The organism is Streptomyces cynarae (assembly GCF_025642135.1).
Taxonomy (GTDB): Bacteria; Actinomycetota; Actinomycetes; order Streptomycetales; family Streptomycetaceae; genus Streptomyces; species Streptomyces cynarae.
Map to the genome: position 1 here is coordinate 1830974 of NZ_CP106793.1, position 18810 is coordinate 1849783.

General features: G+C 71.7%; 19 protein-coding genes and 2 pseudogenes. 7 read left to right on the top strand and 14 right to left on the bottom strand.

Annotation, left to right across the window (positions count from 1 at the left end; all coding sequences use genetic code 11):
• Positions 1–6 precede the first annotated feature (6 nt).
• Both N8I84_RS08665 and N8I84_RS08670 read left to right on the top strand, forming a co-directional pair.
• A complete protein-coding gene (locus N8I84_RS08665) occupies positions 7–438 on the top strand; it encodes a MerR family transcriptional regulator (protein WP_263228993.1) in 432 nt (143 codons plus the stop codon).
• Positions 435–872 carry a carboxymuconolactone decarboxylase family protein gene (locus N8I84_RS08670; RefSeq protein ID WP_263228994.1) on the top strand — a complete coding sequence of 146 codons (438 nt, stop codon included), beginning with the start codon at positions 435–437 and terminating at the stop codon, positions 870–872. The genes N8I84_RS08665 and N8I84_RS08670 overlap by 4 nt, the downstream gene beginning before the upstream one ends.
• Here N8I84_RS08670 and N8I84_RS08675 read toward each other — a convergent pair.
• Positions 859–1571, bottom strand: a pseudogene (locus tag N8I84_RS08675) (alpha-L-arabinofuranosidase C-terminal domain-containing protein); the annotation flags it as partial. The gene N8I84_RS08670 and the pseudogene N8I84_RS08675 overlap by 14 nt on opposite strands.
• A gap of 76 nt (positions 1572–1647) precedes the next feature.
• On the opposite strand from N8I84_RS08675, the gene N8I84_RS08680 reads away from it, so the two are divergent.
• Positions 1648–2118 carry a DUF6314 family protein gene (locus N8I84_RS08680; RefSeq protein WP_263234703.1) on the top strand — a complete coding sequence of 157 codons (471 nt, stop codon included), beginning with the start codon at positions 1648–1650 and terminating at the stop codon, positions 2116–2118.
• On the opposite strand, the gene N8I84_RS08685 is transcribed toward N8I84_RS08680, so the two are convergent.
• The 3 genes and pseudogenes from N8I84_RS08685 to N8I84_RS08695 all read right to left on the bottom strand — a co-directional run bounded on the left by N8I84_RS08685 (position 2101) and on the right by N8I84_RS08695 (position 4729).
• Positions 2101–2688 (bottom strand): histidine phosphatase family protein, encoded by a 588-nt coding sequence (locus N8I84_RS08685; protein ID WP_263228995.1) that lies wholly within the window; start codon positions 2686–2688, stop codon positions 2101–2103. The two genes, N8I84_RS08680 and N8I84_RS08685, sit on opposite strands and share 18 nt — an antisense overlap.
• A 73-nt stretch (positions 2689–2761) precedes the next feature.
• Positions 2762–3229 (bottom strand): GNAT family N-acetyltransferase, encoded by a 468-nt coding sequence (locus N8I84_RS08690; protein WP_263228996.1) that lies wholly within the window; start codon positions 3227–3229, stop codon positions 2762–2764.
• A gap of 59 nt (positions 3230–3288) precedes the next feature.
• A pseudogene (locus N8I84_RS08695) lies at positions 3289–4729 on the bottom strand (aminotransferase-like domain-containing protein).
• Between N8I84_RS08695 and N8I84_RS08700 the strand changes: the two are divergent.
• A complete protein-coding gene (locus N8I84_RS08700; RefSeq protein WP_263228997.1) occupies positions 4728–5660 on the top strand; it encodes a DMT family transporter in 933 nt (310 codons plus the stop codon). The pseudogene N8I84_RS08695 and the gene N8I84_RS08700 sit on opposite strands and share 2 nt — an antisense overlap.
• Positions 5661–5807: 147 nt before the next feature.
• A complete protein-coding gene (locus tag N8I84_RS08705) occupies positions 5808–6017 on the top strand; it encodes a DUF1918 domain-containing protein (RefSeq protein ID WP_263228998.1) in 210 nt (69 codons plus the stop codon).
• Positions 6018–6026: 9 nt separating this feature from the next.
• On the opposite strand, the gene N8I84_RS08710 is transcribed toward N8I84_RS08705, so the two are convergent.
• Positions 6027–7247, bottom strand: coding sequence for a glycoside hydrolase family 10 protein (locus N8I84_RS08710; RefSeq protein ID WP_263228999.1), 1221 nt, complete (start codon positions 7245–7247; stop codon positions 6027–6029).
• 172 nt (positions 7248–7419) lie between these two features.
• Between N8I84_RS08710 and N8I84_RS08715 the strand changes: the two genes are divergently transcribed.
• Together N8I84_RS08715 and N8I84_RS08720 are read left to right on the top strand one after the other, a co-directional pair.
• Positions 7420–8280 (top strand): 3-hydroxybutyryl-CoA dehydrogenase, encoded by an 861-nt coding sequence (locus tag N8I84_RS08715; RefSeq protein WP_263229000.1) that lies wholly within the window; start codon positions 7420–7422, stop codon positions 8278–8280.
• 192 nt (positions 8281–8472) lie between these two features.
• A complete protein-coding gene (locus N8I84_RS08720) occupies positions 8473–8730 on the top strand; it encodes a hypothetical protein (protein WP_200421292.1) in 258 nt (85 codons plus the stop codon).
• A gap of 18 nt (positions 8731–8748) precedes the next feature.
• Here N8I84_RS08720 and N8I84_RS08725 read toward each other — a convergent pair whose 3' ends face one another.
• The 9 genes from N8I84_RS08725 to infC all read right to left on the bottom strand — a co-directional run bounded on the left by N8I84_RS08725 (position 8749) and on the right by infC (position 18801).
• A complete protein-coding gene (locus N8I84_RS08725; protein WP_263229001.1) occupies positions 8749–9294 on the bottom strand; it encodes an NUDIX hydrolase in 546 nt (181 codons plus the stop codon).
• 152 nt (positions 9295–9446) lie between these two features.
• Positions 9447–10787: a transcriptional regulator gene (locus tag N8I84_RS08730; protein WP_263229002.1), complete on the bottom strand. Its 1341-nt coding sequence runs from the start codon at positions 10785–10787 to the stop codon at positions 9447–9449.
• Positions 10788–11134: 347 nt separating this feature from the next.
• Positions 11135–13687: a phenylalanine--tRNA ligase subunit beta gene (locus N8I84_RS08735; protein ID WP_263229003.1), complete on the bottom strand. Its 2553-nt coding sequence runs from the start codon at positions 13685–13687 to the stop codon at positions 11135–11137.
• Complete coding sequence (gene pheS, locus N8I84_RS08740; protein WP_200421296.1) at positions 13687–14808, bottom strand: phenylalanine--tRNA ligase subunit alpha; 1122 nt, start codon at positions 14806–14808, stop codon at positions 13687–13689. The genes N8I84_RS08735 and pheS overlap by 1 nt, the downstream gene beginning before the upstream one ends.
• A gap of 139 nt (positions 14809–14947) precedes the next feature.
• Complete coding sequence (locus N8I84_RS08745) at positions 14948–16084, bottom strand: sensor histidine kinase (protein ID WP_263229004.1); 1137 nt, start codon at positions 16082–16084, stop codon at positions 14948–14950.
• A 49-nt stretch (positions 16085–16133) separates the two neighbouring features.
• On the bottom strand, positions 16134–16994 hold the full coding sequence (locus N8I84_RS08750) for a TrmH family RNA methyltransferase (RefSeq protein WP_263229005.1): 861 nt from the start codon (positions 16992–16994) through the stop codon (positions 16134–16136).
• Positions 16995–17277: 283 nt separating this feature from the next.
• The gene (gene rplT, locus N8I84_RS08755; protein ID WP_004002577.1) at positions 17278–17661 is read right to left on the bottom strand and encodes a 50S ribosomal protein L20; all 384 of its coding nucleotides are present in this window, start codon (positions 17659–17661) and stop codon (positions 17278–17280) included.
• 113 nt (positions 17662–17774) lie between these two features.
• Positions 17775–17969 (bottom strand): 50S ribosomal protein L35, encoded by a 195-nt coding sequence (rpmI, locus tag N8I84_RS08760; protein ID WP_103845027.1) that lies wholly within the window; start codon positions 17967–17969, stop codon positions 17775–17777.
• Positions 17970–18153: 184 nt separating this feature from the next.
• Complete coding sequence (gene infC, locus N8I84_RS08765) at positions 18154–18801, bottom strand: translation initiation factor IF-3 (RefSeq protein WP_103845041.1); 648 nt, start codon at positions 18799–18801, stop codon at positions 18154–18156.
• Positions 18802–18810 lie beyond the last annotated feature (9 nt).

The window sequence follows — 18810 nt, forward strand, 5'->3', positions numbered from 1 at the left end:
CTTGTCATGACCAGCGGACAACCCCTCCCGCAGGATCGGCAACCGACCCTGACCATCGCCCAGGTCGCGGAGCGCACCGGCCTCTCGCACGACACCCTGCGCTACTACGAGAGGGCGGGCCTGATCGAGCGGGTCGGCCGGACCACAGGCAACCAGCGGCGCTACGACGCGGCCGATCTGGCCTGGCTGGAGTTCCTGCTGCGGCTGCGCGAGACGGGCATGTCGATCGCCGACATGCAGCGCTTCGCGCAGCTGCGGGCGCAGGGGGACGACACGGTCGCGGACCGGCTGGCGATGCTGCGGGAGCACCGCGCGGGGCTGGCGGAACGGATTCGCACGCTGCGCCGCAACGCGGCCGCGCTGGACGACAAGATCGACCACTACGAACGGCTGCTGGGCGACATGCCCACGCAGCCGGGAACGGATGAGCGGACATGAGCGAGAGCACCACCCGTGACGAGCGTTTCGCCCGCGGTCTCGAGGTCCTGAAGAAGGTCGACGGCGAGGCCGGGCAGCGGGTCGTCGACTCGCTCGCCGACATCAGTCCCGAGCTCGGCCACCAGATCGTCTCCTGGGCCTTCGGTGAGATCTACGACCGGCCCGGGCTCGCCCCGCGCGACCGCCAGCTGGTGACGCTGGGCATGCTCACCGCGCTCGGCGGCTGCGAGGCCCAGCTCGATGTGCACGTGAACGCGGCACTGAACGTGGGCCTCACCCCCGAGCAGATCGTCGAGGCCCTGCTGCACTCGGCGGTGTACTGCGGCATACCGAAGGCGCTGAACGCGACCTTCGCCGCGAAGAAGGTCTTCGCCGAGCGCGGGCTGCTGCCGCCGGGGCAGCAGCCCGCACAGGCCGCGGCTACCTCTGCTTGATCCTGAGGAAGGTGATCGAGTCCGCCGGGAAGGTGTAGGTGAACCTGTCGGCGACCCCGCTTAAGGTGGACGTGACCGGGGTGACCGGCGTGTCCGACTCGGTGTTCACCGCGTCGGGCGCCGCCGCGAGCGTCGTCACCCGGGCCCGGGGGCGACCTTCGCGCCGCCGAGGTCGGTCGCCGTGCGGGCGGCCGCGTCCTGGGCGTTGACGACCTTGACGACCAGCTCACCGGTCTTCGCGTCCCGGGTGACGACCTGGCGGAACGGCTCGGCCGGCTTGTCGTCGGTGAAGCCGCCCCACTGCTGACCGTCGAGGTACAGGGTCACCTGGCGGCCCCTGACCTTGATGTCGATGTCGTAGGCCCGGCCGGTCTCGACGGATCCCGGCTTGGAGAGGAGCGTGGACTTGCCACCGTCCGCCGCCTGCTCGACCGCGGACTGGGTGTTGCCCCAGCCGCCCAGGTTCCACCAGTAGTAGTTCCCGGTGTCCTTGACGCCGAAGGCGACGAGGAAGCCCTCCTTGCCGGACTTCTTGGTGGCCTTCACATGCAGGTCGTAGTCGTGCCAGGAGGGGTCGCCGGCCTGCACCATGGTGTTCTCGGCGGCGGTGTCCGTCTGGACGTACTGGCCGTCCTGGATGCTCCAGCTGCCGCCGCCCATGTGGGTCCGCTTCGCGGCGTCACCGGAGAAGTCAGCACTTCGAACGGCAAGATAGAGAGGCGGCATGATCGCGTCAATGGGGCGTGCAAGGACAGGAGGACAGAGAGCCATGGCGGTGGACACCTTCTGGCCGGTCGAGGACGTACTGGCCCATCTGGCCGGGCGTTGGCACGTGGAGCGCACCGTGCGGGACCTCGCGAGCGGCGAGGAAGGCCGGTTCAGCGGGACGACGGTGTTCTCACCGAGGGAGGGCGGCGGGCTGCTGCACCACGAGTCCGGCACTTTCCTCTGGCAGGGTGCGTCCCGGCCCGCCGAGCGGACGCTGCTGTTCCTGCCCGGCGCCTCGCCGGGCACCTCGGACGTCGCGTTCGCGGACGGCCGCCCCTTCCACCACCTCGACCTCACGACCGGTCACCACGTCGCCGAGCACCCGTGCGCGGCGGACCGCTACCGAGGCGAGTTCACCGTGTACGACGAGGACCACTGGCGCACGGTGTGGCGGGTCGGCGGGCCCGCGAAGGACCTGCTCCTGACCACCGACTACACGCGAGCGCCGGCCTCCCAAACGTCAGACGCGCTGATGTGACAGGGCCTCCAGGCGCAGGTTCCAGCGGCCTCCGTGCCCGGCCAGCGTCACCGTCGACAGGGGGCGGACGTCGATGTTCCAGTACGACGACGGCTGCGCCCTCAGCGCGTACACCAGGGCCGCCCGCACCACCGAAGGCTCCGCCACGGCGACGATACGGCTGCCGTCCTCCACGGGGCGCGTGTCCAGCCAGCCGCCCACGCGGGAGATGAACGCCAGCAGCGACTCACCGCCGTGCGGCGCGGAGCGCGGGTCCGCGAGCCAGGCGTCCACCGCCGAGGGCTCCCGGGCCATCGCCTCGCCCAGCGTGAAGCCGCGCCAGCGGCCCATGTCGCAGTCCCGCAGCGCCGGCTGCACCAGCGGCGCGTACCCGAGCGCGTCCCCGGTCGCCCGGCTGCGTGGCGTGGGCGAGCAGTAGCGCAGCTCGGCCGCCGCCAGCGGCACCAGGTCGGGGGCGACACGCTGCACCTCGTCCCAGCCGGCCTGGTCCAGCGGCCGGTCGTCCTCGAAGCGCTCCGCGAGCAGCGAGGAACTGCGCGCGGCGGCGACGAACGTGACCCGAAGATGCATGCGGCGATCGTCGGGCGCGCAACTGCGCAGGTCAAGAGGGATTACTCAGGAGTTACCAAGGGTATCGCCGACGTCACGCACGGACCGGGTTCGACGGGTCGAACCGGTGCACCATCCACTGGTCCGGCCGGTCGAGCGGCTCGAACCCGAGCTTGGCGTAGACCCCGTGCGCGTCGCTCGTCGCCAGCAGGACGCGGCGCAGCCCGAGCGGAGCGAGCTGGTCGCGGACGGCACCGACCATGGCGGTGCCGATGCCCTTGCCGCGTACCGAACGGTCGACGTAGACATCGCAGAGCCAGGCGAAGGACGCCTCGTCGGTCACCACGCGAGCGTACGCCACCTGCTCGCCCGAAACGGCGTCGTACACCCCGAAGTTGAGGGAGTTCGCGACGGCGCGCTCGTGTTTGTCCCGGGGCCGGTCGATCGCCCAGTACGCGTCGGTGGCGAGCCAGCGGTGGGTGCGGTCGATGTCGATCCGGGCGGAGTCGGCGGAGAATTCGTAGCCGTCCGGGAGGCCGGGCGCGTCGGTGGTGGCCGTCATGACGGGAGACTCGCAGGTCGGGGCGGTGCTGTCGAACGAATTCGGACGGATGGCGATCGCTACCGGGTCCGGAACACCTCGTGGCAGGCCGTGCGCAGGCGGCGTACGCCCTCCGTGATCTCCCCCTCCCCCGCGGCGGCCGCGAAGCTCAACCGCAGGTGCGGGGCCGGGGGTTCGGCGCTGAAGTAGGGGCGGCCGGGGGTGACCGCGACCCCCGCGCGCAGGGCGCCCGCCGTGAGGGCGGACTCGTCGGTGCCCTCGGGCAGGCGTGCCCAGAGGTGGTAGCCGCCGGACGGGATGTACGGCAGGGCGAGTTCGGGCAGGTGCAGGCGCAGGGCGGCGGTCATCGTGTCGCGGCGGTGCCTCAACTCTGCGGCGACGGCGCGCAGATGGCGCGGCCAGGCGGGCGAGCCGACGAGTTCCAGCGCGGCCTCCTGGAGGGGGCGTGGCACGAAGAAGGTGTCGACGATCTGGATGGCGCGCAGCCGTTCCAGGACAGGGCCGCGGGCGGCCAGGGCTCCGACCCGGAAGCTGGGCGAGGTCGCCTTGGTGAGGGAGTTGACGTGCACGACGACGCCGTCGAGGTCCTCGGCGGCCAGCGGGGGCGGCAGGGGACCGGCGTCCTCGTGCACCAGTCGGCGGACGAAGTCGTCCTCGATCACGAACGCTCCGGCGTCGCGCGCGATGCGCAGCACCTCGCGTCGGCGCTCGGGGGCGAGGACCGCGCCGGTCGGGTTCTGGAACAGCGGCTGGCAGACGACGACACGGGCGCCGGTCGCGCGGAACGCGTCGGCGAGCAGGGCGGGCTTGACCCCGTCCGCGTCGACCGGCACGGGTACGGGCCTCAGGCCGCCGCGCGGGCGATGGCGAGCATGCCGGGATAGGTGGGCGACTCGACGAGGACGGGGGCGCCGGGCGGCGCGAGGGCCCGTAGCGCGGTGGTCAGCGCGGACTGGCCGCCCGCGGTGATCAGCACGTCGGCGGCGGTGGTCGCGCCGCCGATGCCCCGCGCGAACCACTCGCGCAGTTCGGCGACGCCTTCGACGGGCGGCCGGGCCCAGACGCCGGGGCGGCGGCGGCGCGGGAGAGGGCCGCAGCCATGGCCCGCTCGGGCTGCAGTGAGGGGTGCAGATAGCCGCCGGTGAACTCGATGACACCGGCGGGCGGGGCGGCCAGCGAGACGACCACTCCGGACGCGTCGACGCTGCGCGGCACGAGCTCGGCGGAGGCATCGGCGCTGAGCGCGACCTCCTGCCAGGCGGTGTCCCCCACGGCCGGGGCCGCCGCACGCGGTTCCGCCCGGAAGGCCCCGGCTCCCGGGCGCGTGACCACCAGCCCCTCGGCGGCCAGCAGGGCGAGCGCGCGCGACACGGTCACCGGACTGACCCGGAACCGGTCGACGAGCGCACGGCTGGACGGCAGCTTCTCCCCCGGCGAGTAGCGCTTCAGCTCGGGTCGTAGGCGTTTCGCCAGGTCGGAGACGCTGCTACTCTCTTGCATGAGGACACAGGATAGCGCTACTGCCCCCACATCGATAGCAGTGACCGCGGCGGTCACAGGGGCCGACTCGGCCCGCCGCCGCACCGGCACCCTCCAGGCCGCCCTCGGCGTGGTCGCCTTCTCGCTCACCTTCCCCGCCACCGCCTGGGGACTCGAGGGATTCGGCGCCTGGTCGCTCGTGGCCGCGCGCAGTGTGCTCGCCGCCCTCATCGCCGGCGGGTGCCTGCTGGCACTCCGTGTCCCGGTGCCCGCGCGGGCCCACTGGGCGGGGCTCGCCGTGGTCGCGGCCGGCGTGGTGCTCGGCTTCCCGCTGCTGACCACCCTCGCCCTGAAGACCTCGACCACCGCGCACGCCGCCGTGGTCGTCGGGCTGCTCCCCCTGACCACCGCCCTCCTCTCCGCACTGCGCGTCCGCACCCGGCCGTCCCGCACCTTCTGGCTCGCCGCCCTCGCCGGCGCCGCCGCCGTCATCGCGTTCACCGTGCAGCAGAGCGGCGGCGCGCTGACCGGCGCGGACGCCTACCTCTTCGGCGCCCTGCTGATCTGCGCCGCCGGCTACACCGAGGGCGGCCGGCTGGCCCGGGTCATGCCCGGCTGGCAGGTCATCGGCTGGGCCCTGGTGCTGTGCCTGCCGCTCACCGTGCCCGCCGCGGCCGTGGCGCTGTCGTACGAGCCGGTCCACCTCACCGCGCACAGCGTGGCCGGGCTGCTGTGGGTGGCGGCCGGATCGCAGTTCCTCGGGCTGGTCGTCTGGTACCGGGGCATGGCCGGCATCGGCATCCCCAAGGCGAGTCAGTTGCAGTTGGCCCAGCCCCTGCTCACACTGGTGTGGTCGGTACTGCTCCTCGGTGAGCACCTCACCCCGGCCGCACCGCTCACGGCCGCCGCGGTCCTCGTGTGCATCGCGGTCACCCAGCGGGCGCGGGGCTGACCGGGGCGGGGGACGGACCGGGACGACCGGCGCCACCGGCCGCGGCTCGCGGCCGCAGCGAGTGAGCCGAAGGGGCTGTATGACCGGAGGCGAGCCGCCTGAAAATGGGACCGATACTCCCGCAACGCGACGAGGAGGGCCCAACAGATGCGCGCAACTGTGGGCGACAAGCTGGTGCAGCACGGCAGGATCGTCGGACAGCACGACAAGGTCGGCGAGATCGTCGAAGTGATGGGCGCGGACGGCAACCCGCCGTACCGGGTCCGCTTCCAGGACGGGCACGAAGGGGTGTGCTCACCCGGCCCGGACACCGAGATCCGCCACAAGGAGGACGCCGGCCGGCCGATCGGACAGTAGGGACCGTGTTCAGCGCGGGGGCTTCGCCGGCTGCCGGTAGTGATCGGCGACCACCCGCGTCATCGCGCCGATCGGGTCCCGGGCAACGTCCTTGGCGGCGAAGAAGACATGCCCGCGGACCTGTGGGTAACGCCTGGCCAGAGTGAGGTGCAGGGAGAGTTCGGCCGGGTCCCGCCAGGCGGCGGGCTCGGCCGCGGCACCGGCCTTGTACAGCGCCTCACCCGCGTACAGCTGTACGCCCGTGCCCTGGACGACACCTGCCCACCAGGGCAGGAGTCGCGCGTAGTCGGCGGCGGCGTAGCCGATGTTCCAGTAGATCTGCGGGCAGACGTAGTCCAGCCATCCCGACCTCACCCAGGTCCTGGTGTCCGCGTACAGGTCGTCGTAGGTCTGCACCCCGGCCCGGGTGTCCGAGCCGCGGGGATCGGTGCCGGCGTTGCGCCACACCCCGAAGGGGCTGATACCGAAGCTCGCGGGCGGTCTGGTCTGCCGGACACGACGCGCGGTCTCGCGCACCAGCTGGTCGATGTTGTCCCGGCGCCAGGCGGCCCGGCTCGGGAAGTCGTAGCCGTACTCCTCGTACGCGTCGTCGTCGTCGAAGTCCTCCCCGGCGACCGGGTACGGGTAGAAGTAGTCGTCGAAGTGGACGCCGTCGACCGGGTAGCGGCGTACGGCGTCCAGGATCGCGTCCTCGACGAAGGCGCGGACCTCCGGCAGTCCGGGGTTGTAGTAGAGCTTGCCGCCGTAGGCCACCACCCAGTCGGGGTTCCTGCGGGCGGGGTGCGAGGCGGCGAGCCGGGACAGGTCGGCGTGCAGGGCGATCCGGTACGGGTTGAACCAGGCGTGCAGTTGCAGGCCCCGCGCGTGCGCCTCGGTGACGGCCGTGCCGAGCGGGTCCCAGCCGGGGTCCTGCCCCTGGACGCCGGTCAGGTACTGGGACCACGGCTCGTACGGGGAGGGCCACAGGGCGTCGGCCGTGGGGCGCACCTGGAAGAACACCGTGTTCAGCCGGCGCCGCACGGCCACGTCGAGCAGGGCGCACAGCTCGGCGCGCTGCGCGGACGCCGTCAGACCGGGACGCGAGGGCCAGTCGCGGTTGGCCACGCAGGCCAGCCACATGCCCCGCATCTCCCCGGCCGCCGCGCCCCGCGGTGCGGCCGCGGCGTCGCCCGCCGTGACCAGGCTCGCCAGCGCGGCCACCGTGAACGCCCGGCGTGACAACCGGCCCATCGGCACACCCCCGTACTCTGCGGACCCGCCTCGTCACGGATCGTTCCGGTGCCCCAGCATGCTCCCACCCGGACGATCGATCATCGATACTTGGGAGTAACGTGCACGATCGGAGCAGGCGACCGGAACCCGATCGGACCTGCCACAGCCGTAGATCAGCGAAAGGGACGATGTGACCGACATCGAACGCGTCGGAGTGGTGGGCTGCGGCCAGATGGGCGCGGGCATCGCCGAGGTGTGCGCCCGCGCCGGACTGGACGTGAAGGTCGCCGAGACCACCGGCGAGGCCCTGGAGATCGGCCGGACCCGCCTGTTCAACTCACTGTCCAAGGCGGCCGAGCGCGGCAAGATCTCCGAGGAGGAGCGGGAGGCGACGCAGGCGCGCCTCACCTTCACCACCGACCTCGGCGAGTTCGCGGACCGCGACCTGGTGATCGAGGCCGTCGTCGAGAACGAGCAGGTGAAGACCGAGATCTTCCAGGTGCTCGACCAGGTGGTGACCCGCCCGGACGCCATCCTCGCCTCCAACACCTCCTCGATCCCGCTGGTGAAGCTGGCCGTGGCGACCTCGCGGCCGGACCAGGTGATCGGCATCCACTTCTTCAACCCGGCCCCGGTGCAGAAGCTCGTCGAGCTGATCCCGGCGCTCACCACCTCCGAGGGCACCCTGAGCCGGGCCCAGCTGTTCACGGAGAAGCTCCTCGGCAAGCACGCCATCCGCGCCCAGGACCGCTCGGGCTTCGTCGTCAACGCGCTGCTGGTGCCGTACCTGCTGTCCGCGATCCGTATGTTCGAGTCGGGCATCGCCGGGCGCGAGGACATCGACAACGGCATGGAGATGGGCTGCGCCCACCCGATGGGCCCCCTGAAGCTCGCCGATCTGATCGGGCTGGACACCGTCGTCTCGATCGCCAACTCGATGTACCACGAGTACAAGGAGCCCCTGTACGCCGCTCCCCCGCTGCTGCAGCGGATGGTGGAGGCGGGCCGACTGGGACGCAAGACCGGCTCGGGCTTCTACACCTATTCCTGACTACACAGCGTCAAGACCTGGTACGCGTGGGCCCGGCACCGTGGGACGGTGCCGGGCCCACGCCATTCACACGGAGTGTGCGCGCCGGACCCGCATATGCCGCTCGCACACTCTCCTCACGCGCCCACCAGGCGAGTTGACTCAGCATGCGCATGCAAGGGATGTGAGACGACTACGGAAAGGAGCGGACTTGTGACCGCCGATCCCGAGCATCCCGTCGTCCATGGAGAACTCGCAGAGTTACGCCGCCGACTCGACGTGGCCTACGCACGCGTCGAAGGTGGGCTGGCGCTGCTCAGCCATCGCACCGAGGAGACTGCCAAGGAGCTGGACGAACTGCACACCCGCCTCATCACGCTGGAACACGCACGCTGGCCGCTGCCCGCCGTCGCCGCCCTCACGGCGGTGGGCGCGCTCGTCGTGGCGGTCTGGCAGGCCCTGGGCCACTAGGGCCTTGCCGCACGGGGCTCAGGGCATCGCGTCCTGCCCCAGCCTGAGGTGATGCAGAAGCAGTAACGCGGCCGCCATGTTGGCGGCCGGGACCTCCCCACGGGCGACCATGTCGGGCACGAGTTTGAGGGGAACCCATTCCCGGCGGTCCGACTCGAAGTCGTCCACGGGGTGCCCGACGTACTCGCCCTCGTCCGCCCAGTAGACATGGTGCCGGGCGTCGGTGAGTCCGTTGGAGGGCTCCACGCTCATGAGATGGCGCAGGGGTCCCGGCCGCCAGCCGGTCTCCTCCTCCAGTTCACGGGCCGCCGCGTCGGCGATGTCCTCGCCGTCCTCGACGACGCCCGCCGCGAGTTCCCACCCCCAGCTGTCGGTGATGAAGCGGTGCCGCCACAGCAGCAGCACCTCGTTGGCCTCGTTGACGACGGTGGCCACGGCGACGGGCCGCAGCCGTATCAGGAAGTGGTCGAGGTGCCGGCCGTCCGGCAGTTCGACATCCGCCAGGTTGACGCTGAACCAGCGGTTTGCATACACAGTTTGTTCGTTCTGTTTCGTCCACTGCATGGTTCTGCCACCTTCCGCCGAGTAAGGGGCAATATCGCAGCAGGAGCGGCGACTCAGCAGGCTCACAGCGGCGCACGCCCGGCGCAGCGGCGGGCGCAGTCGTCCGCGCCGACGGACATCGCGCGGCTCTCATGCAGTGGGTGGGGCGGTGACTACAGCGGTACGCGCAGGGCCCCGTCGATGAGTTCGGCGGCCTCGGCCGTTCCGGCACAGCCGCTGCGGACGAGGTGTTCGCGCACCGCCCGGAGTCTGTCGCGCAGGCGCATGGACTCCATTCCACGCGCCCGCTCCGCCATCTCCACCGCGGTGGCCACCGCCTTGTCGGCGTTGCCCTGGCGCAGTTCGATCTGGCTGAGCATGGCGAGCCGGTGCACCCGGCCCCGGTCGTGCGCGGGCGTGCCCACCGCGGCCGCGGCGTGCTCCCCGGCCGCCGTCAGGTCGCCGAGGCTGAGCAGCGCCTCGGCGACCTGGACGTTGACGAGGCCGGGCTGGACGTAGCCGGTCTCGTCCGGTTCGTGACCGCGCCGGATGCGCTCGGCGGCCGACTCGGCCCGCCGGATGCAGGACAGCGCGCCCGACGCGTCCCCGAGGTGCGCGTACGCCTTCGCCTGCATCGCGTACAGGTCCGAGGCGAGCGCCGGGGTGATCTGCTTGCCCGCGGCGCGCAGTGCGGCCTCGGCGAAGGCCACGGCCTGCCGGTACTCCCTCATGAACAGCGACTGGTTGACCAGCAGGGCTATGACGTACGCGCCGAGCCCCCGGTCCCCGCTGGCCTTGGCCAGGCGCAGGGCCTGGTGGAAGTAGCGCTGGGCGAGACCGTGGGCGTCGGAGTCGTACGCGCAGATACCGGCGATCGCCACAAGTCCCCCGGTGGCACGGTGCAGTTGGCGGCCCATCGCATCGGTGTAGCCGCCGCGCAGCAACGGTGCCGTCTCGGCGTTGAGGAAGCCGACGATACGGGCACGGGTGGCTATGCCGCCGGCCTTGCGGTACATCTGCTCGTAGTGGGCGCGGGCCGCGCGCAGCATGTCGATGTCGGCCGGGGTGACCCGGTGGCGGCCACCGCGGGAGACGTCCACGTCCTCCGGCGGGTTCTCCCACTCCCACACGGGCATCACGGCGGGTGTTCCGGTCACGGCCGGGGCGCCCAGGATGTGGGGGCGCTGCTGTTCGTCGGAGCGCCACAGGGCGGTGGCGCGCTCGACGAAACCGGAGAGACTGGAGCCGTGGGGGGCGGCCGGTTCGCCCGGCACGCCGAGGCCGATGTCGTCGAGGGTCACCGGGCGGTGCAGCCGGGCCGCGAGCACCTCGCAGATCAGGTCGGGCACCTGGCCGCGCGGGCGCTGGCCCTTCAACCACCGCGCCACGGCCGTGTGTTCGTATCTGAGAGCGAGGCCGCGTGCCCGCCCCGCCTGGTTGACGTGCGCGGCCAGTCCCGCGTGGGATATTCCGGCCTCGTCGAGGATCGCGTCGAGCAGAGTGTTGGGCTGCATGGGTGCACTCCGGTGGCTCGGTTTCGCCAGGGTAGTGCGAACCGATTCACACGGGGTGTGAACGGAGTGCGCGAATCCGGGCTGTGCGTGCGCTGTCGCGGAGAGTTTCCGGGCGCTTGACTTGAAACCCCTCGCAAGAGGCCGGCCGGGCCGCCGGCTCCCCCTCGTACAGTGCGGCGGCCCCTCCACGCCGTCCGACCGGCTGCCTGCCCGACACTCCGTGGCCGGCGGACGGCGTGGCCGTGTCCCAAAAGGGGTGCGCCCCCAAGGGGTTCGGGGCTGTACCGGAAGGGCCCCCACCTTCTGGTGGGGGCCCTTACCCACGTCCCCGGCGCTCCTCCGCGGAACTAACTCCGCAGCACTGCTCCCGTGCGCTCAGCGGCCAGCGCGACGGCCGCGTCGCGCGCAGCCGACGCCTCGTCCACCGTGAGCGTCCGGTCAGCCGCGCGGAAGCGCAGCGCGTAGGCCAGCGACTTGCGCCCCTCCCCCAGCTGCTCCTCGTTCTCGTAGACGTCGAACAGCCGGATGGACTCGAGGAGTTCACCGGCGCCCTCGCGCAGCGCGGCCTCGACCTCCGCCTGCGGCACCGGCTGGTCCACGACGAGCGCGACGTCCTGCGTGGCGACCGGGAAGGTGGAGATGCCCGGCGCCTGCGGGGTGCCGTCGCCGACCGCCTCCAGGGCGTCCAGGTTCAGCTCCGTCGCGCAGGTGCGCTCGGGCAGCCCCAGCGCCTTCACGACGCGCGGGTGCAGCTCGCCCGCGTGGCCCACGACCCGCTCGGCGCCGTCCGTGACGACCACGAGCTCGGCGCAGCGGCCCGGGTGCCACGGACCGTACTGGCCCTTGCGGACGATCAGCTCGGCCCCGGCCTCTCGGGCCACGGTCCGGGCGGCCTCGATCGCGTCCGCCCAGTCGGCCGGGCGGCCCTTGCCCCACCAGCCGGCCTGTTCGCGGGCGCCCGCCAGGACGACGGCCACGTGGCGCGGCTGCTCGGGCAGCACGGCGGTCAGCGCGGCGATCTCCTCATCGGTGGGACGCCGGTCGACGGGCAGGTGGGCGGCCACACGCCGCTCCTCGCGCGGGTGGAAGACCAGCCCGGTCTCGAACAGCGCCAGGTCGTGCGAGCCGCGGCCGTCGTTGCGGCGCAGCGCGCCGAGCAGGCCCGGCAGCAGCGTCGTACGCAGCGCGGGCTCCTCGTCGCTGAGCGGGTTGACCAGCTTGACGACGCGGCGGGCCGGGTCGTCGGCCTCCAGAGCGAACTGGTCGAAGACCTGCTCGCTGACGAACGGGTAGGTCGGCGCCTCGACGTAGCCGGCCCCGGCCAGGGCCCGGCCGACGCGGCGGTGCAGCCGCTGCCGGTGGGTCAGACCGCGCCCGGACGGGGGCTTGGGCAGCGTGGAGGGCAGGTTCTCGTAGCCCTCCAGCCGGATGACCTCCTCGGCCAGGTCGTTCGGCTCCGCCAGGTCCGGCCGCCAGGACGGCACGGTGACGATCAGCTCGTCCTGACCGTAGACGTCGCAGCCGACCTCCTGAAGGCGGCGTACGACGGTCTCGCGGCCGTAGTGCACGCCCGCGACCTTGTCCGGGTGGTCGGCCGGCATGGCGATGGTGTGCGGGGCGGACGGCGCGATGATCTCGGTGACGCCCGCGTCGGCGGTACCGCCCGCGAGCAGCACCAGCAGGTCGACCGTGCGCTGGGCGGCGGCGGAGGCGGCCAGCGGGTCCACGCCGCGCTCGAAGCGGCGGGACGCCTCGGAGGACAGCTTGTGACGGCGCGCGGTGCGGGCGATGGAGACCTGGTTGAAGTGCGCGGCCTCGATGACGATCTCGGTGGTGGCGTTCTCGAGGTCGATGGGGGTCTCCCCTGCTCGAGCGGAGTCGAGAGCTTGGGGGAGGTCGGCGATCTCGGTGTTGGCGCCGCCCATGACACCGGCGAGGCCGATCGGGCCCCGGTCGTCGGTGATGACGAGGTCCTCGGCGTGCAGGGTGCGCGTCACGCCGTCGAGGGTGGTGAACTTCTCGCCCTCCTCGGCCCGGCGCACGCCGATCGTGCCCTGGACCAGCTTGCGGTCGTAGGCGTGCAGCGGCTGGCCGATCTCCATCATCACGTAGTTGGTGATGTCGACGGCGAGCGAGATCGGGCGCATGCCGACCTTCTGCAGCCGACGCTGCAGCCAGATCGGGGAGCGGGCCTCGGGGTCGACGCCGGTCACCGTGCGGGCGGTGAAGCGGTCGCAGCCGAGGGGCTCGGAGATCTTCACCGGGTGGCCGAACGCGTTCGGCGCCGGCACGTCGAGCAGCGCGGGGTCGCGCAGCGGCAGGCCGTAGGCGATGGCGGTCTCGCGGGCGACACCGCGGATCGAGAGGCAGTCGCCGCGGTTGGCGGTGACGGCGATGTCGAGCACCTCGTCGACCAGCTCGAGCAGCTCGACGGCGTCCTTGCCGACCTCGGTGCCGGGCGGCAGCACGATGATGCCCTTGGTGCCGTCGTCACCCATGTTCAGCTCGTCGCTGGAGCAGATCATGCCGCGCGACATCCGGCCGTACGTCTTGCGCTCGGCGATCGCGAAGTCGCCGGGCAGGACCGCGCCGGGGAGGGCCACCACGACCTTGTCGCCGACGGCGAAGTTACGGGCGCCACAGACGATCTCCTGGGGCTCGCCGGTGCCGTTGGCCTTGCCGACGTCGACGGTGCAGTAGCGGATCGGCTTCTTGAAGCCCTCCAGCTCCTCGATGGTCAGCACCTGGCCCACGACCAGCGGACCCGTGAGGTCGGCGCCGAGCTGCTCGACGGTCTCGACCTCCAGGCCGGCCGAAATCAGCTTGGCCTGCACATCGCGCCCGGTCTCCGTCGCCGGCAGGTCGACGTACTCCCGCAGCCAAGAAAGCGGGACCCGCATCAGATCTCCATCCCGAACGGCCGGGTGAACCGGACGTCACCCTCGACCATGTCTCGCATGTCTTCGACGTTGTGGCGGAACATCAGCATCCGCTCGATGCCGAACCCGAAGGCGAAGCCGCTGTACTTCTCCGGGTCGACGCCGCAGGCGGTGAGCACCCGCGGGTTGACCATGCCGCAGCCGCCGAGCTCGATCCAGCCCTCGGACGAGCAGGTGCGGCAGGGCCGGTCGGGGTTGCCGACGGACTCGCCGCGGCAGACGTAGCACACCATGTCCATCTCGGCGGACGGCTCGGTGAAGGGGAAGAAGTTCGGCCGCAGCCGGGTCTTCATGCCCTCGCCGAACAGCGACTGGACCATGTGGTCCAGCGTGCCCTTCAGGTCCGCCATGGTCAGGCCCTCGTCGACGGCGAGCAGCTCGACCTGGTGGAAGACCGGGGTGTGGGTGGCGTCCAGCTCGTCGGTGCGGTACACGCGGCCGGGGCAGATCACGTAGACCGGCAGCTCGCGGTCGAGCAGGGAACGGATCTGCACGGGCGAGGTGTGGGTGCGCAGCACGACACCGGACTCCGAGCCGCCGTCGGGCGCCTGCACGAAGAAGGTGTCGGCCTCGCCGCGGGCCGGGTGGTCCGGGCCGATGTTCAGGGCGTCGAAGTTGAACCACTCGGCCTCGACCTCGGGGCCCTCGGCGACCTCGTAGCCCATGGCCACGAAGACGTCCTCGATGCGCTCCGAGAGCGTGGTCAGCGGGTGGCGGGCGCCCGCGGGCACGCGGTCGTAGGGCAGCGTGACGTCCACCGACTCCTCGACCAGCACGCGGGCGTCCCGCTCGGCCTCGAGTTCGGCCTGGCGGCCGGCGAGGGCCTTGTTCACGGCGCCACGGGCCTGGCCCACGCGCTTGCCGGCGTCGGCCTTGGCATGCGGGGGCAGGGCGCCGATCTCGCGGTTGGCGAGAGCCAGCGGCGAGGTGGGGCCGGTGTGGGCGACCTTGGCCTCGTGGAGCGCGTCGAGGGAGTCCGCGGCGGCGAAGGCGGCGAGCGCCTCGTCCCGCATGCGCTCGATCTCTTCCGGTTTCAAGGCCTCGACCTCGACAGGGTCGTACGACTTATTGGGTGCCGACATCTCTTCCCGTGCTTCCGATTGGCTGGCTGACGGTCCCCGTCACCGACTCGTGGACGAGTCGTCTCCGGATATTGGGACGCAAAGGTGCCAATGGCCGAGTCTAACGGGGCTGGGGAAAGTGAATGCGCCCGTGGGTTGCTCAGGCCAGGTAAGCCGGTGCCCCCACGGGCAACGTAAATCGGAACTCGGCGCCGCCGCCGCGGGCGCGGCCGACCGTGATGGTGCCGCCGTGGGCCTCGACGATGCCCTTGACGATATAGAGCCCGAGGCCCGTGCCCCCGCGCTTGCTGCCCCGCCAGAAGCGGGTGAAGACGCGGTTCATGGACTCCTCCGGGATGCCGGGGCCCTCGTCGCTCACCGTGACCGACGTGCCGGTGTCCTCACCTTCGCGGGGCGACACCGAGGGCGTGACGTCAATCGTGACGGTTCCCTCCCCGTGGCGCACGGCATTTTCGAGGAGGTTGCTGAGCACCTGGTCGATCTTGTCGGGGTCGGCCCAGAGGGCGGGCAGGGGCTGCTCGATGCGCAGCAGGAAACGGTCGGCGGGCTGCCCGGAGGCGACGTAGGCCTGGATGTGCCGTCCGACGGCCGCTCCCATGTCGACGGGCTGGCGGCGCACCTCCAGCCGTCCGGAGTCGATCCGCGAGATGTCCAGCAGCTCGGCGATGAGCCGGGTGACCCGGTCCGCGTCGGCGTCGACGGTCTCCAGCATGAGCCGCTTCTGGTCGTCGGTGAAGCGTTCCCACTTGGCGAGGAGGGTGGCGGTGAAGCCCTTGACGGAGGTGAGCGGGGAGCGCAGTTCGTGGGCCACGGTCGCGATCAGTTCGGCGTGGCTGCGTTCGGTGCGGCGGCGGGCCTCGGTGTCGCGGAGGGTGACGACCACGCGACGGATGGGCCCGGTGGGGCGGGCGCGCACATAGCGCGCGGACACGAGGACCTCGCGCCCCCCGGGCAGCAGGAGGTTGCGCTCCGGCTGCCGTACGCGGATCGTGAGCCCCCCGTAGGGGTCGGTCAGCTGCCACCAGCGCCGCCCCTCGAGATCTTCTAATGGCAGGACTCCGTCGAGCCGCTGTCCGAGGGCGTCGGCGGCGCGGACGGCGGTGATGCGTTCGGCGGCGGCGTTGAAGCAGATGACGCGCGCGTGCTCGTCGGCGATCACGAGCCCGTCGGGGAGGTCGTCCGGGTCGATGGCGAGCTCGGCGAGATCGCCGTGCCGGGACCCGGGCGCGCGGTGCGCGTCCCGTGCCTCCGGTGCTCTGCTCGTACCGACCCTCATCCCCGTACCCACCTCTCGTCAGGCCGTGGGCCCCGAGCCCGCCACCCTACTAGCCGTGAGTGACGGAGCGGCACCCTCCGGGGGCGCGCTGTGCACGGGCGGACGCGTAGAGACATACGGCCGCGGCGGTCGCGAGGTTCAGGCTCTCGGCCCTTCCGTGGATGGGCACACGGACCACGGCGTCGGCCAGCTCCCGCGTCTCCTCCGGCAGCCCCCATGCCTCGTTGCCGAACACCCAGGCGGTGGGCCCACCCATCGTGCCCTTGTCGAGCTCGTCGTCCAGGTCGTGGTCGCCCGCGCCGTCGGCGGCGAGGATGCGCACCCCGGCGTCCTTGAGCCCGGCCACGGCCCGCTCGACGGTGACGCCGACGGCGACGGGCAGGTGGAAGAGGGAGCCGACGGAGGCGCGGACGGCCTTGGGGTTGTACACGTCGACGGAGGCGTCGGTGAGGACGACGGCCTCGGCACCGGCGGCGTCGGCGCAGCGCAGGACGGTGCCGGCGTTGCCCGGGTCGCGCACGTGGGCGAGGACCGCGACCAGGCGGGGGCGGGCCCTGAGGATCGCGTCGAAGTCGGTGTCCAGGAACCGGCAGATCCCGACGAGGCCCTGCGGGGTCACGGTGGTGGAGATGTCGGCGATGACCTGCTCCGCGGCGAGGTGGACGCGGGCGCCGGCGTCCCGGGCCGCCCCCACGATGTCCGGGTACCGCTCCGCCGCCTCCGGGGTGGCGAACAGCTCGACGAGGGTCGCCGTGCCCCCGCTGCGGTGCGCCGCGGCCTCCCGTACGGCCTGCGGCCCCTCCGCGAGGAACAGCCGCTCCTTGCCCCGGAAGTTCCGCTTCGCCAGCCGCCGCGCGGCGCCGACGCGGGGGGAGCGGGGGGAGATGAGCTCGGGGGTGGCGGGGGGCATGCGGTTCACTTTCGGAAGCTCAGGGGTTTCTGTGGCGTGACAGCCGGCCTCTTTTCCGCCGCGACGGCTCCCAGCCACGACGGCGGACCTGGGACCCTCACGCCCTCAAGGCAGTGCGGGGAGGTGCCGAACTGGGCGTCGCGACGCGCAGCGTGTCGTGCCGTATCGCGGGGGGGCGTCGCTTACCGGCGCTCGCAGGGGGCAGACACAACCGGACCCGCAGGCCGTCGTAAGCCTGCGGGTCCGGTTCACATCCGGCTGAAGCCGGCGCGGCGCCGTGGCGTCACGCGGCCTTGGGCGCGTTCACGTCCGACGGCAGGGCCTTCTGCGCGACCTCGACGAGCGCGGCGAACGCACCCGCGTCGTTGACGGCCAGCTCAGCGAGGATCTTGCGGTCGACCTCGACGTTCGCGGCCTTCAGACCCTGGATGAAGCGGTTGTAGGTGATGCCGTTGGCGCGGGCAGCGGCGTTGATGCGCTGGATCCACAGCTGACGGAAGTCGCCCTTGCGCTTCTTGCGGTCGTTGTAGTTGTAGACCAGCGAGTGGGTGACCTGCTCCTTGGCCTTGCGGTACAGGCGCGAACGCTGACCGCGGTAGCCGGAGGCCTGCTCGAGGATCGCCCGGCGCTTCTTGTGGGCGTTGACTGCCCGCTTGACGCGTGCCACTTGTTAACTCCTTGTAGCGGGGCCGTGGTGGTCCTCACACGGCCCGAAACGATTGGGTCCCGGTCCTGACGTACGTACGGCGCGGACTGATCAGAAGATCAAGCGCCGTGGCGTCACTTGCCGAGAAGCTTCTTGATCTTCTTGGTGTCACCCGGGGCCATCTCGGCGTTGCCGGTGAGGCGACGCGTCAGACGGGACGACTTGTGCTCGAGCAGGTGGCGCTTGCCGGCGCGCTCACGGAGCACCTTGCCGGAGCCGGTGACCTTGAAGCGCTTGCTGGCACCGCTGTGCGACTTGTTCTTCGGCATAGCGCCGTTCTCTCCTCGTCGGTGGCGCTCCGGTGCCCGGTCGTTAAACCGGGCACGATGGAGCGTCGCTCTTGTATCGGTTACATCCTGGGACTGGCGTCCCGGGCTTTCCGGGGTCCGTACGTCCGCCCAGCGGCGGTCGTACGTCCGTACGTCCGGCTCCCCCGGGGCTCACGCCCCGGGATCAGGCCTCGGCGGATGCCTCGGCCGGGGCCTCGGCGGTCTCGGCGTCGGCGGGGTTCTGCGAGCGGCCGGGGTTGGCCTTCGCAGACGCCTTGCGGGCCTCCTGCGCCTGACGGGCCTCGGCCATCGCCTCGGTCTTCTTCTTGTGCGGACCGAGAACCATGATCATGTTGCGGCCGTCCTGCTTCGGGTTCGACTCCACGAAACCGAGGTCCTGGACGTCCTCCGCGAGACGCTGCAGCAGTCGGTAGCCCAGCTCGGGGCGGGACTGCTCGCGGCCACGGAACATGATCGTGATCTTGACCTTGTCGCCCTGCTTGAGGAACCGGACGACGTGACCCTTCTTGGTGTCATAGTCGTGCGGGTCGATCTTCGGCCGGAGCTTCATCTCCTTGATGACCGTGTGCGCCTGGTTCTTGCGCGCCTCACGGGCCTTCATGGCCGACTCGTACTTGAACTTCCCGTAGTCCATGAGCTTGCACACGGGCGGACGGGCGTTCGCCGCGACCTCGACCAGGTCCAGGTCGTACTCCTGCGCAAGCTCCAGGGCCTTGGCAAGCGGCACGATGCCGACCTGCTCGCCACTGGGACCGACAAGTCGCACCTCGGGAACGCGAATCCGGTCGTTGATGCGGGGCTCGGCGCTGATGGATCCTCC